The sequence below is a fragment of the Enterococcus sp. AAFC-DPL-5182 genome (genome assembly GCF_058216605.1).
Map to the genome: position 1 here is coordinate 1,167,973 of NZ_CM177101.1, position 13,759 is coordinate 1,181,731.

The following is a 13,759-nucleotide window of genomic DNA, read 5'->3' on the forward strand; positions in this document are numbered from 1 at the left end:
GATAAAATAATAATGAGAAAAAAATAATAAAATAAATAAAAACAAGCGTTTTTTAATCACTTTAATCTAAAAAAAGTCAAAAAAAGAAAGTATCTATACGTATGTTGAATGATATTTTTTTGAAAATCATGATATTCTATAGTTATCAAAAGAGTATGAAAGGATGATTTTTTCTTGGAAAAGAGAGAAGTAAAGATTGGCGCACATTATGTTTGTCATGGATCGAAATTTTCTTGGTTTTTTGTAGGAGAGGCCATCTCCAAAAAAGAAGAAGATGTGCAAGTCAGAGTTGTCAAATGTCACCCTACAGATCGTCCAGTCATAAATTGTGATGATCCTATTTTGAATTTAAATTATTTTGATGTCATTGAGGATGCTTAGTTTTTGAAGTTATGAATATAAGTTCACCAACACAAACGAACTAAATTTTCCCAATCATATAGTATATAGAGTGTCAGAAAAACTGGCAGATAATCGTAAGAGAGTAGAGTGGCTTGCAACGTTCACTTTACTCTTTTTTTTTGTTAATATTAATTATATCTATTTTAAAAGTATTTCATTATGAAGAAATGAACGTTTAATATTATCGAAAAGATGGTAAACAATAGGTTTTCAGTCTTATTTTCATTTTCTAGTCAAAGTCTTCAATTCTAAGAAACTCTGTAAGAAGAACTAGAATTAGTTGAAAAGCTTTCTTTGATACGCCCGGGATGCTATAATTAGTAAAATGTTTCCAAAGGAGCGCTGTAAAATGGCTGATAATTTACAATTAGTTATAATCACTGGAATGAGCGGAGCAGGAAAGACAGTCGCCATTCAAAGTTTTGAAGATATGGGGTATTTTTGTATCGATAATATGCCCCCAAGTTTGATTCCTAAGTTTTGGGAGTTGATTAAAGAGTCTGGAAAAGTCACTAAAATTGCGTTAGTGATCGATTTACGCTCGCGTAATTTCTTTAGAGAAATTCAAGATATGTTAGTTGAACTGGAAAATACCAATTTGATTGATACAACGATCATGTTTTTAGATGCAACAGATGAAGAGTTAGTTTCTCGTTATAAAGAAACTCGTCGTGCTCATCCCTTAGCGATGGATGGTTTGATCACAGAAGGAATTAGAAAAGAACGGGCGATTCTTGAAGAAATCAGAGGAGATGCTCAAGTCGTTATCGATACGACTGATTTGTCGCCTAGACAATTACGAGAAAGAATCAACGAAGAATTTAAATCACGAGATACACATGAATTTCGTGTTGAACTTGTTTCGTTTGGTTTTAAGTATGGATTACCGATCGATGCAGATATTGTCATGGATGTTCGTTTTTTACCGAACCCGCACTACATCCCTGAGTTAAGACCGCTAACAGGACAAGATCAGTCTGTTTACGATTACGTAATGAGTTTCCCAGAAACAGAAAGCTTCTATACACGATTTATCGATTTGTTGAAAAATGTAATGCCAGGCTATGAAAAAGAGGGCAAATCAAGTGTTACGATCGCTATCGGTTGTACTGGCGGACAACACCGTTCAGTTGCTTTGACAGAACGAGTAAGTAAAGAATTAGAACAAGACTATCATGTTAATATTACGCATCGGGATAAAGGGAAGCGGAAAGAGACGGTAAACCGCTCATGAAAATGAAAACGTATCGTATTAGAAAACCTAAAATCGTTGTTGTTGGCGGAGGAACTGGATTGCCAGTTATTCTAAAAAGCTTACGTAATCAAAGTGCGGATATTACAGCTGTCGTAACGGTTGCGGATGATGGAGGAAGTAGCGGTGAGATTCGTGAATCGATGAATATGACGCCGCCTGGGGATCTCCGTAATGTATTAGTCGCTTTATCAGATATGCCTCAACTGTATGAAGATATTTTTCAGTATCGTTTTGATAAATCAGATAAATACTTTGCTAATCATGCAATTGGCAATTTGATTATTGCCGCAGTTTCAGAAATGCGCGGCAGTACGTATGAAGCGATTCAGTTACTTTCAAAGATGATGCATGTGGATGGGCATATTTATCCCTCGTCAGAAAGACCACTGACCTTGCATGCTGTTTTTAAAGATGGTTCGACTGCCGTTGGTGAATCCAGTATTGCTGTTGATCGAAAAACGATCGATCATGTCTTTGTGACAAACACAAATGATGATGAGCAGCCAAAAGCTGCTAGAAAAGTAGTGAAAGCAATTGAAGAAGCAGATATGATTGTTTTAGGTCCTGGAAGTATGTTTACGAGTATATTACCTAATTTAGTGATCAATGAAATCGGAGAAGCGATCATTAACGCCGAAGGGGAAGTTGTCTATATTTGTAATATCATGACCCAAAAAGGAGAAACAGAACATTTTAGCGATGCTGACCATGTTTGTGTATTACATGAGCATCTTAAAAGTAAATTTGTTGACACTGTTTTGGTCAATACTGAAAATGTACCTGAGGGATACATGGATCCAGAAGTCTATGATGAATATTTAGTTCAAGTAGAACATGATTTTCAAAAGTTAAGGGATGAAGGCTGTCGTGTCATCTCTACAGACTTTTTAAAACTGCGGGATGGTGGAGTTTTTCATGATGGTGACAAAGTGGTGGATGAATTATTCCGTATTGTTTTTGGTGCGAGGTATTAAGGTTTAAACAATTGGAGAGGAGGAAAGTAGGTTGTCTTTTGCAGCAGATGTAAAAAAAGAACTGACGACTTTAGAAGTTCATCGGGAACATGCTAGAGCAGAATTGGCTGCTTTGATTCGGATGAATGGTTCATTAAGCATTGTGAATCAGCAGTTTGTTCTAAATATTCAAACAGAAAATGCAGCGATTGCCAGACGAATCTATTCTCTTTTAAAAGATCATTATGATGTTCGCTCAGAATTATTAGTTCGAAAAAAAATGAAATTAAAAAAGAATAATGTTTATATCGTACGATTAAAACAAGATACAAAAAGTGTATTAGCTGATTTAGATATTTTAGATGGTATGATGTTCAATACACATGTATCAGATGATATTGTGGGAAATGCTCAAAAAATGAGATCCTATCTAAGAGGAGCTTTCATGGCATCTGGATCAGTTAATAATCCGGAAACAAGTCGATATCACTTGGAAATATTTTCTATTTATGAAGAACATAACGATGATATTTGTCAGATGTTGAACTATTACGATTTAAATGCACGAACGTTGGAACGGCGAAATGGCTATATCTCCTATTTAAAAGGAGCTGAACGGATTGCTGATTTTCTAACATTGATCGGCGCGACAAACTCAATGCTAAAATTTGAAGATGTCCGCATCGTTCGTGATATGCGGAATTCAGTAAATCGTTTAGTCAATTGTGAAACAGCGAATCTTAATAAAACGATTGATGCAGCATCAAAACAAATTGAAAATATTCAGTATATTGAAAGTGTTGTAGGCTTGGCAGCATTGCCAGGTAAACTGCAGGAAATTGCAGAATTACGTTTAGAGTACCCGGAAGTAAGTTTGAAAGAATTAGGTGAGATGATTCCATCAGGTGCGATTTCAAAATCAGGAATCAATCACCGTATTCGCAAAATCAATGAATTTGCTGATAAATTAAGAGAGAAAAGTGCGTAACTTCTTATGGATTGCTGGATGAACGAGCAGAGAGTTGGGTGAAGAGAATGGGCGTAGAAGATAAAGATTTTATTATGAGGCAGATCAAGCAACTTGGAGAAGGTTTAGGAACGTTTCTTGGAAAAGAAGACGTGGACAAAATTTTGAGTTTTGGTGAGGATGCTGAAAAAGAAGTTGAAGATTCTTCATTCGGAAAGAAACAGAAATTAGCTGATATAGCTAAAAAAAATAAGACAAAGCTTAATTAGCTTTGTCTTATTTTTTATTTGCCTTCTAAATAGCTGATCAATTCTTCTTTTGTTACTGATTCATCAAAGATATGCTCACCAATCACGATTGTCGGTACAAATTTAATATTTGCGGCTTCGGCTTCTGCAATAACTGCTTGGATAATGGCTGGTTCTTCTTTTTTAGACAATTGCAGATTGTCTTCAGCAAATACTGCTACATCTTCTAGAGAAAGATTTCCCCACTGATCTTGTGTATCATACATTTGTTTTAAATCAGTCAATCCTTTTTCAGGTAAATCATAGTTGATGTGATGGTGCATTACATTGCCGCGTTGCAAACTTTCTTTCTCTTTATCAAATAGTTTGATGATTCGTTGAACTTTGCCAGCTTTAACATACTCATTTAGTAAATCAAACGATTCTTCAAACCATTTTTTACAATAAGGACAGCGAACATTCATAAATTCCACCATTTTTATTGGTGCTGAGTCTTGTCCAATTGCCAAACCATTTTTTGTTGTTACTTTTGTTGCATCAATAACTGAAATATCCATCGTAATATCATCCTTTCATTTCTTCTAATCTAAGTGTATCGCTTTTCGTTCCTAGTTTAAATAAAAATGCCCAAAATTTTCAAAAGAAAATTTGGGCAGGTGATTATTTGCTTAAAGAACTGCTATTTTCCATAACTTCATCAATCAGACCGTATTCTTTTGCTTGTTGAGCAGTCATAAAGTTATCACGATCTGTATCGCGTTCAATGACTTCAAGTGGTTGACCAGTACGTTCTGCTAAGATTTTATTTAAGCGATCGCGTGTATCAAGAATATGTTTCGCTGCGATTTCGATCTCTGTTGCTTGGCCTTGGGCGCCGCCTAGTGGTTGATGGATCATGATTTCAGCATTTGGTAAGGCAAAACGCTTGCCTTTTGTACCAGCAGTTAATAGGAAACTTCCCATAGATGCTGCCATTCCTAAAACAATTGTTTGTACATCTGCTTTAACAAAATTCATTGTATCGAAAATTGCCAATCCAGCAGAAACACTGCCCCCAGGTGAATTGATGTAAATGTAGATATCTTTTTCAGAGTCTTGGGCATCTAAAAATAGTAATTGGGCAATAACTGAGTTTGCTACATTATCATCGATCGGGCCACTTAACATGATGATTCTATCTTTTAATAATCGTGAATAAATATCATATGCTCTTTCTCCACGAGATGATTGTTCAATGACTGTTGGTATTAAATTCATAGTATATTCCTCCTATATAAAAAACTCTTCAAATCATTTTATCACAAAGCATACCTTAATGCTTAAAAAAAGTATACTTTATTGGTCAATAAAGGTCAACTTTAAAGCTTTGACAAAATAGTAGAATCTAACACGCTAGCTATTTTTATTTTACTATAAAAAATAAGTAGAAATACTGTATTGAGAAGAATCACGACTTACTATTAAATTTATTTTTAATCCTTTGTATTTCCATCTTATTTTTTTACGCTTGTGAAAGAGTATGTTATACTAAAAAAACAAGAATGAAAAGAGTGAGGGAATCCGAATGGTTGTTTTTATTGCAGGAATAACTGGCGTTTTGATTGGCGCTGTTATTGTATCGGTTGGTGTCGCTTTACGTGTAACATACGACGAACGCAAAGCGGTACGTTATCGAGAACTAGAAAATTTTGTCAAAGAAATAGAAACACTGAATCTTTTGAACAAAAAGATTAATGAAATCCTACAAAAAAGAGATATTTATGTAGACAAATCTGTGAATTTTATGTCAATGGATGATTGTTATATCAGTATTGATGATTTCATTTATTTGGAATCTTTTTCGGCTCAAAATAATTTTTATTTGCCAACTTATTTGATCGAAGAATTTTTTAAGAAAATTGCTCATCGAAAAGTAATCTTAACACCTGATGAAGTGATCTCAATGGGAGGAAGCACTTATAAGGGCGGTCGAGTTATTTTAGAAAGCTTCTCAGAAGAGCTACTTTCGATTATTGAAGATAAAAAAAGACAAATGAAGCGTTTGACACATAAACCTTTATATTATTTCCAAAGAAACTAAAAAAACTGCTGATACCCATAAAAAGGTGTCAGCAGTTTTTCTTTTATGATGTTGCCACTATTTCCACTCAGCTAAACTATTCTTATACAAGTCAAATGTTTCTTGCGGAATATCTCCATTCATTTGAATTAGGAAAAAGCGTGCATCATTTCCAAATGTATGGGAGTAGAGTATCCCTGATTGCTGCCCCAATTCATCATAATAGCTTTTGGTTTTGTTCAGATCGTCGATTTTTTCAAATGTCATCACTCGGGCATTTTTGTATTTATCCATTAAGTCTTCACTATCAGCGTAGAAAGGATCTTCTTCTACACCAAAAATATAAGCAGATTTAGCATATGTTGGTGCAGCACCAAAATCTTGCGGTTTTTTCATTTCTTGTACGTAGTGAACAGTCAATCCCTCTGATTGAAAACGAGTAATAATGTCTTTTGCGGATAGGTTTGTAATTTTTTCTTTCAATGCAGGAAGTTCTTCCGTTACTTCTTTTTTACGAGTCGTATAAGCTGTAACCTTTTCTTTTTCTTCAATAGAAGTAAAATCATCTTTAGGTAAATCTTTAAGCTCTTGTTCAAACTCGCTGACTTTGGCTAGAGTGATATCTTTTTTTATTGCTTCCTTTGTGTTATCTGTATAGCTAGCATCTATCTCTTTTTCTAAACTAGATAAAGTTGTATCTGCTTTTTCAAAAAGAGCTTGTGTTTCTTCTGGATTTGCTTTAGTTTCTTTGTTTGTTTTTGAATTAGTACATCCCCCTAATAACAAGATCCCCGTCATGCAAATAATGATTGCTGTTGTTTTTTTCATTCGTAACTCATCTTCCTTTTCTAATTAAGTTTAAAAATAAAATCGTTTTCAACTCATATACTTTAGCATAGATAATCGAGGCAAACAATATAGGTTTGCTTTTTTAGTATTATCAAACAATAAGTAAGAAAGGATATGCTGATGTTTTTAGAATTTTCTGAATCTTTTTATCAAATTTTATTGACATTCTCATTTATTAGGTATATAGTTAACAAAAGCTTTTATTTATCACATGCTATTTTAATCTTTATAGATTTTTTTAAAAGAGGAGACCATTGCCATGAAAAAGACAAACAACAATCACGTATTAGTCATTATTTTATCGTGTAGGACTTAGAACACTGAGAAATTTCGCAGATGTTTGAGTCCTGTTTGTCTTTGGTAGATGGGGTTCTTACTAAGACATCCCATTTAATCGATGGGATGTCTTTTTTTGTAAAAAGTGATGTAGAGAAGCAAGTGAAGTAAATACAAAAATGAATCAGGAGAATAAAATATAAGTTCTTCTGTAGACAATTGAATTGGAGTGGATGAAAAATGCGTAGTGACCAAATAAAAAAAGGGATTGAAGCCGCACCCGCTAGAAGTTTACTTTATGCGACGGGTCAAGTGAAAAATGCCAAAGATATGCAGAAGCCGTTTATAGCAATTTGTAATTCTTATATTGATATTGTACCAGGTCATGTGCATTTAAGAGAGTTAGCAGATGTTGCCAAAGAGGCGATCCGTGAAGCAGGAGGGATTCCTTTTGAATTCAATACGATTGGGGTAGATGATGGAATTGCCATGGGACATATTGGTATGCGCTACTCACTGCCTAGTAGAGAGATCATTGCGGATGCAGCAGAGACAGTAATCAATGCCCATTGGTTTGATGGTGTTTTTTATATTCCAAACTGTGACAAAATCACTCCAGGAATGCTTATGGCAAGTGTTCGAACGAATGTCCCAGCAATCTTCTGTTCAGGTGGGCCAATGAAAGCCGGGGTTGATCCTAGAGGACATACAACCACTCTTTCTAACATGTTTGAAGCAGTCGGAACCTTTAAAGAAGGCAAGATGACTGAAGAAGAATTTAACTTTATGGAACAAAATGCTTGTCCGACTTGCGGTTCATGTGCGGGGATGTTTACAGCGAATTCGATGAATTGTTTGATGGAAGTTTTAGGAATGGCCTTACCAGGAAATGGAACGATTTTAGCTGTATCAGATGAACGGAGAGAACTCGTTAGAAAATCTGCGTTTCATTTAATGGACCTAGTCAAAAATCAAGTGAAACCAAGAGATATCATCACAAAAGAAGCAATTGATGATGCTTTTGCACTAGACATGGCGATGGGCGGTTCGACCAATACAGTCTTGCATACATTAGCAATTGCTAATGAAGCTGAGATCGACTACAACTTAGAAGAAGTTAATGCGATTGCTGAACGTGTTCCTTACTTATCTAAAATTGCGCCATCATCTGCGTACTCAATGCACGATGTTCATGAAGCAGGAGGGGTTCCAGCAATCATGAAAGAGTTAGTCGATTTAGGAAATGCAATCCATCCAGATCGAATTACAGTTACAGGAAAAACGATTCGTGAAAATGTTCAAGATGCAGTCATCAAAAATGAAGAAGTTATCCATCCAAAAGAAAATCCATATAGCCCAGTTGGTGGTTTATCTATTTTATATGGAAACATTGCGCCAAAAGGCAGTGTAATCAAAGTTGGTGGAGTGGATCCGTCGATCAAAAAATTTGTAGGGAAAGCGATTTGCTTTAGTTCTCATGATGAAGCCGTTGCAGCCATTGATGATCATACTGTAAAAAAAGGACATGTTGTGGTGATTCGTTATGAAGGACCAAAAGGCGGTCCTGGAATGCCGGAAATGCTAGCACCAACTTCAAGTATTGTTGGAAGAGGCTTAGGAAAAGATGTTGCTTTGATTACCGATGGTCGTTTTTCAGGAGCGACTCGCGGAATCGCTGTAGGTCATATTTCACCAGAAGCAGCAGCAGGCGGTCCGATTGCACTAGTTAGAGATGGCGATGAAATTGAAATTGATTTAACAAATCGGACATTAGAATTACATGTTTCAGATGAAGAGTTGGCTAAAAGAAATGACCAATTGCCGAAATTCAAAGCAAAAGTAAAAACAGGATACTTAGCTCGATATACGGCACTAGTAACATCAGCTCATACAGGAGGAATCATGCAGATTCCAGATGATTTGCTAGACTAGAGGAGGGAAGCTCATGGCAGAACAACAGAGAAAAATGAAAAATGGTTCAAGGATTTTGATTGATGCGTTGTTGAAGCAAGAAGTAGAGATGATTTTTGGATATCCTGGTGGAGCAGTCCTTCCTTTGTACGATGCATTGTATGACGGAGACATTCCTCATATTTTGACAAGACATGAACAAGGTGCCGTTCATGCGGCTGAAGGATATGCAAAAGCGACGGGCAAACCAGGAGTTGTCATCGTAACCAGTGGTCCAGGTGCAACAAATGCAATCACTGGTATTGCTGATGCGATGAGTGATTCAATTCCAATGATTGTTTTTACTGGACAAGTCCTCACTGATGGCATCGGTAAAGATGCGTTTCAAGAAGCCGATGTTATTGGGCTTACGATGCCAATTACAAAAAATAATTATCAAGTTCGGGAAACAAAAGAATTACCAAGGATCATTGAAGAAGCGTTTCATATAGCAACAACTGGTAGAAAAGGCCCCGTTGTAATCGATTTGCCAAAAGATATAACGATAATGGAGACCGATGCAGATATTGAGGTCAAACTGAACTTACCAAGCTATCAACCAACAGTTAAACCGAATAAACTTCAAGTGAAAAAATTAATGGATGCATTAACTACGGCAAAAAAACCATTAGTACTGGTTGGAGCAGGAGTCTTACATGCTGATGCTGGAAAAGAGTTAGTAGAATTTATCAATAAATATCAAATACCAACATTAAGTTCGTTATTAGGGCTAGGAGCAGTTCCAACAACGAATGAGCTTTTTCTAGGAATGGGCGGTATGCATGGCTCGTTTGCAGCAAATATGGCATTGACTGATTGCGATTTTTTGATCAATATAGGTTCTCGTTTTGATGATCGTTTAGCTAGCGCACCAAAAGAATTTGCGCCAAATGCACTGATTGCTCATGTTGATATCGATCCAGCTGAAATTGGTAAGACGATCGAAACACAAATCCCAATCGTAGCAGACGCCAAAGAAACGCTGAAAGAAATGCTGAAAATCGAGGTAGAATGTGCAGATACTACAGATTGGAGAAAGCTTAATCTTTCAAGAAAAAAACGGCATCCATTTAAATATGATAAAGAACAAAAAGCAGAAATCAAACCGCAAAAGGTCATTGAGTTTATTGGAGAATTGACAAAAGGCGAGGCAATTGTTGCAACCGACGTAGGGCAGCACCAAATGTGGGCCGCTCAGTTTTATCCATTTAAAAATGAAAAGCAACTCGTTACAAGTGGTGGATTAGGAACAATGGGTTATGGCGTTCCAGCTGCAATCGGCGCAAAATTAGGGTGTCCTGATAAAGAAGTCGTCCTTTTTGTTGGTGATGGCGGATTCCAAATGACAAACCAAGAATTAGCAATTTTGAATGTATACAATATTCCGATCAAAATCGTAATCTTGAATAATCGCTCGCTAGGAATGGTGCGTCAATGGCAAGAAAGTTTCTTCGGTGAACGTCGTTCTGAATCAGTTTTTGAAACACAGCCGGATTTTGTGAAGATGGCAGAAGCATATCATATCAAGGGGATCAGAATAGAAGATCCAGAAACGGTAGAAGCTGAATTGACAGAAGCGTTTAAAGAGACAGGGCCTTTGTTGATCGAAGTTATGGTATCGCCAACGGAACATGTACTGCCAATGGTTCCAGCTGGTAAAGCCAACTATCAGATGCTGGGGGTGGACTAAAATGAGACGTATTATTACAGCAACTGTCAATAATAATTCTGGTGTCTTAAATCGCTTTAGTGGTGTTTTGACACGTAGACAAGTGAATATCGATAGCATCTCTGTAGGTCCGACAGAATTAGACAATGTTTCAAGAATCACGATCGTTGTCCAAGTGGCAGATTTAAATGAAAGTGAACAAGTGACCAAACAATTAAATAAACAAATCGATGTGATCAAGGTCTCCGATATTACGGATGAACCACATTTAGAAAGAGAATTAGCATTGGTTAAAGTCAATGCTCCAGCTGCTGTTCGAGCTGAACTATTCTCAGTGATCGATCCATTTAGAGCAAATGTTATCGATGTCGGTACACGTTCTGTCGTGATCCAAGTCACGGGTACCAGCGAAAAAATCAGTGCGTTCGTCGATGTTGTTGCACCATATGGCATCAAACAACTAGCGCGAACTGGTGTTACAGGTTTTACTAGAGGCAACAACTAAAAACGGGTCTTAAAGCATACGCTTATAAGCATAAAAAATTTGGAGGGTTCAAGAATGGCAAAAGTATATTACGATAACTCAGTAGAAAACAATCAATTAGAAGGAAAAACAATCGCAATTATCGGTTACGGTTCACAAGGACATGCACATGCGCAAAACCTTAGAGATAATGGCAATCAAGTAATCATCGGAATTCGTGAAGGAAAATCAGCAGAAGCTGCTCGTAATGATGGTTTTGATGTATTATCAGTTGAAGAAGCATCTAAAAAAGCAGATGTAGTCATGATTTTAGCTCCTGATGAAATTCAAGGAGATCTTTATGACAATGAAATTGCACCAAATTTAGAAGCTGGCAATGCGTTAGCATTCGGACATGGCTTCAATATTCATTTTGATGTAATCAACCCACCAAAAGATGTGGATGTTTTCTTAGTTGCTCCTAAAGGACCAGGACACCTTGTTCGTCGTACCTTTACAGAAGGATTTGCAGTACCAGCGTTATTTGCGGTTTATCAAGATGCAACAGGCAAAGCAAGTGATGTAGCCTTATCTTACGCTAAAGGAATTGGCGCAACTCGTGTTGGTGTATTAGAAACTACATTTAAAGAAGAAACAGAAACAGATTTATTCGGCGAGCAAGCAGTATTATGTGGAGGTCTTACAAGCTTGATCGAGGCAGGTTTTGAAACACTAACAGAAGCTGGTTACCAACCAGAATTAGCTTACTTTGAAGTATGTCATGAATTAAAATTGATCGTTGACCTTATTTATGAAGGAGGATTTGAGAAAATGCGTAATTCTATCTCAAATACTGCGGAATATGGAGATTACGTTTCAGGACCTCGCGTTGTTACATCAGAAGCAAAAGCGAATATGAAAGACGTTTTAACAGATATCCAAAACGGCAAATTTGCTAAAGGATTTATCGATGATAATAAAAATGGCTTTAAAGAATTCAATCAAATGCGTAAAGAAAATGCTGGACACCCAATTGAAAAAGTTGGAGCAGAATTGCGTAAAATGATGCCTTTCGTTTCAAGAGAAGACTAAAATAAATACTAAACAAGAGGCTGAGAAACTAGCTGAATGCTTCCATCTCAGTCTCTTTTTTATTACATAATAAAGGTGGGGAGAATTTGTTGAAACTAACAAAAGCAAAAGTTGAAGAAGCATACGATACGCTAAAAGATGTAGTAACGAAAACACCATTACAGTACGATTTGTATCTATCGCAAAAATATCAATGCAACGTTTATTTAAAAAGAGAAGATTTACAAAAAGTTCGTTCATTCAAATTAAGAGGGGCATATTATGCGATTAAACAAACTCCTCATGATATGCTGAAAAATGGTGTTGTTTGTGCCAGTGCAGGAAACCATGCTCAAGGAGTGGCATTTACCTGTCACGAAATGAAAGTTGCTGCTACGATTTTTATGCCAACGACGACACCTCAACAAAAAATTTCTCAAGTAAAATTTTTTGGAGGAGATGAAGTAACAGTAAAATTGATTGGAGATACTTTTGATGCTTCTGCAAAAGCTGCCAAAGAATATGCTCAAACCAATAACCAAGCATTTATTGATCCTTTTAATGATTTAAATATTATGGCTGGGCAAGGAACAGTGGCAGTTGAAGTATTTCAAGAAGCAAAAGAATCTGAATTCCAAGTGGATTATTTATTGGCAGCAATTGGCGGTGGTGGATTAGTTAGTGGGGTTTCAACCTATACCAAAAGTGTCAGTCCTACCACAGCTGTGATTGGCGTAGAACCACTTGGTGCTCAATCAATGCGGGCCGCATTTGATGAAGGCAAACCAGTAATGTTAGATAGTGTGGAAAAATTTGTAGATGGTGCAGCAGTCAAGCAAGTTGGGAATTTAACTTATCAACACGCGCTTGAGTATGTTGATGAACTGATAGCTGTTGATGAAGGACAAGTGTGTTCAACGATTTTAGAGCTATACACCAAACAAGCAATCGTTGTAGAACCCGCTGGTGCCCTAAGTGTTTCAGCATTAGAGTTGGTCAAAGATGACATTATTGGAAAAAACGTAGTTTGTATTATTAGCGGTGGCAATAATGATATTAATCGTATGGAAGAAATCGAAGAACGTTCATTGATTTTTGAAGGGCTAAAACATTATTTTGTCATCAATTTCCCGCAACGTCCAGGCGCATTAAGAGAGTTTGTAACAGATATCTTAGGTCCCGATGATGATATCACACGTTTTGAGTATACCAAAAAAGTTAATCGCGGCACTGGTCCTGTGGTTTTAGGGATACTGTTGAAAGATAAAGAGGAATTACCAAATTTACTAGAAAAGATGACCACGTTTGATCCTAAGTTTATCGATCTTAGTGATAATCCGTCATTATATGCATTGTTAGTTTAATCTGAATAAATCAATGAGAGAATAAGATAAAGTGTTTTGAAGATTTTGATCATATAAAAAGTCTTATCTTGTTCCCCAAAAAAGTATGCCCGAACAAAATTTTATAGTGAAAACACTGTCTGGTCGCTATAAAATGCCCTATAAAAAAACATTAATATATCGTTTAGTTGATTGGATAATCTGCGGAATCAAATTCTTGCATATTGTCCAATCTTTTTTTTTATAAAAATATC

General features: G+C 36.3%; 14 protein-coding genes. 11 read left to right on the forward strand and 3 right to left on the reverse strand.

Annotated elements, in window-relative coordinates; all coding sequences use genetic code 11:
• Positions 1 to 174: 174 nt before the first annotated feature.
• The 5 genes from AC4BB7_RS05380 to AC4BB7_RS05400 all read left to right on the forward strand — a co-directional run bounded on the left by AC4BB7_RS05380 (position 175) and on the right by AC4BB7_RS05400 (position 3,846).
• Positions 175 to 381 carry a hypothetical protein gene (locus AC4BB7_RS05380; protein ID WP_086312176.1) on the forward strand — a complete coding sequence of 69 codons (207 nt, stop codon included), beginning with the start codon at positions 175 to 177 and terminating at the stop codon, positions 379 to 381.
• Between the two features lie 370 nt (positions 382 to 751).
• On the forward strand, positions 752 to 1,636 hold the full coding sequence (gene rapZ, locus AC4BB7_RS05385; protein ID WP_490484661.1) for an RNase adapter RapZ: 885 nt from the start codon (positions 752 to 754) through the stop codon (positions 1,634 to 1,636).
• Entirely contained in the window at positions 1,633 to 2,631 is a 999-nt protein-coding gene (locus tag AC4BB7_RS05390) for a gluconeogenesis factor YvcK family protein (RefSeq protein WP_170922914.1), read from the forward strand. The genes rapZ and AC4BB7_RS05390 overlap by 4 nt, the downstream gene beginning before the upstream one ends.
• 31 nt (positions 2,632 to 2,662) lie before the next feature.
• The gene (gene whiA, locus AC4BB7_RS05395; protein ID WP_490484662.1) at positions 2,663 to 3,598 is read left to right on the forward strand and encodes a DNA-binding protein WhiA; all 936 of its coding nucleotides are present in this window, start codon (positions 2,663 to 2,665) and stop codon (positions 3,596 to 3,598) included.
• A 47-nt stretch (positions 3,599 to 3,645) separates the two neighbouring features.
• Entirely contained in the window at positions 3,646 to 3,846 is a 201-nt protein-coding gene (locus AC4BB7_RS05400; protein WP_490484663.1) for a hypothetical protein, read from the forward strand.
• 14 nt (positions 3,847 to 3,860) lie between these two features.
• Here the strand turns inward: AC4BB7_RS05400 and AC4BB7_RS05405 are convergent, their stop codons facing one another.
• Together AC4BB7_RS05405 and clpP are read right to left on the reverse strand one after the other, a co-directional pair.
• Complete coding sequence (locus AC4BB7_RS05405) at positions 3,861 to 4,382, reverse strand: DsbA family protein (RefSeq protein WP_490484664.1); 522 nt, start codon at positions 4,380 to 4,382, stop codon at positions 3,861 to 3,863.
• 103 nt (positions 4,383 to 4,485) lie between these two features.
• Positions 4,486 to 5,082 carry an ATP-dependent Clp endopeptidase proteolytic subunit ClpP gene (gene clpP / locus AC4BB7_RS05410; RefSeq protein ID WP_010760682.1) on the reverse strand — a complete coding sequence of 199 codons (597 nt, stop codon included), beginning with the start codon at positions 5,080 to 5,082 and terminating at the stop codon, positions 4,486 to 4,488.
• Between the two features lie 307 nt (positions 5,083 to 5,389).
• Here clpP and AC4BB7_RS05415 point away from each other — a divergent pair, with 307 nt between their 5' ends.
• The gene (locus AC4BB7_RS05415; RefSeq protein WP_086312181.1) at positions 5,390 to 5,905 is read left to right on the forward strand and encodes a hypothetical protein; all 516 of its coding nucleotides are present in this window, start codon (positions 5,390 to 5,392) and stop codon (positions 5,903 to 5,905) included.
• A gap of 57 nt (positions 5,906 to 5,962) precedes the next feature.
• Here the strand turns inward: AC4BB7_RS05415 and AC4BB7_RS05420 are convergent, their stop codons facing one another.
• Positions 5,963 to 6,712 carry a hypothetical protein gene (locus AC4BB7_RS05420; RefSeq protein ID WP_490484665.1) on the reverse strand — a complete coding sequence of 250 codons (750 nt, stop codon included), beginning with the start codon at positions 6,710 to 6,712 and terminating at the stop codon, positions 5,963 to 5,965.
• Between the two features lie 537 nt (positions 6,713 to 7,249).
• Here AC4BB7_RS05420 and ilvD point away from each other — a divergent pair.
• The 5 genes from ilvD (at position 7,250) to ilvA (ending at position 13,526) form a co-directional block, all read left to right on the forward strand.
• Positions 7,250 to 8,941 (forward strand): dihydroxy-acid dehydratase, encoded by a 1,692-nt coding sequence (gene ilvD / locus AC4BB7_RS05425; RefSeq protein WP_086312183.1) that lies wholly within the window; start codon positions 7,250 to 7,252, stop codon positions 8,939 to 8,941.
• Positions 8,942 to 8,954: 13 nt separating this feature from the next.
• Entirely contained in the window at positions 8,955 to 10,649 is a 1,695-nt protein-coding gene (gene ilvB / locus AC4BB7_RS05430) for a biosynthetic-type acetolactate synthase large subunit (protein ID WP_086312184.1), read from the forward strand.
• Between the two features lies 1 nt (position 10,650).
• Positions 10,651 to 11,133 (forward strand): acetolactate synthase small subunit, encoded by a 483-nt coding sequence (gene ilvN, locus AC4BB7_RS05435; RefSeq protein ID WP_086312185.1) that lies wholly within the window; start codon positions 10,651 to 10,653, stop codon positions 11,131 to 11,133.
• Between the two features lie 54 nt (positions 11,134 to 11,187).
• Positions 11,188 to 12,183, forward strand: coding sequence for a ketol-acid reductoisomerase (gene ilvC, locus AC4BB7_RS05440; RefSeq protein ID WP_490484666.1), 996 nt, complete (start codon positions 11,188 to 11,190; stop codon positions 12,181 to 12,183).
• Between the two features lie 89 nt (positions 12,184 to 12,272).
• On the forward strand, positions 12,273 to 13,526 hold the full coding sequence (gene ilvA, locus AC4BB7_RS05445; protein ID WP_170922915.1) for a threonine ammonia-lyase IlvA: 1,254 nt from the start codon (positions 12,273 to 12,275) through the stop codon (positions 13,524 to 13,526).
• Positions 13,527 to 13,759: the final 233 nt, after the last annotated feature.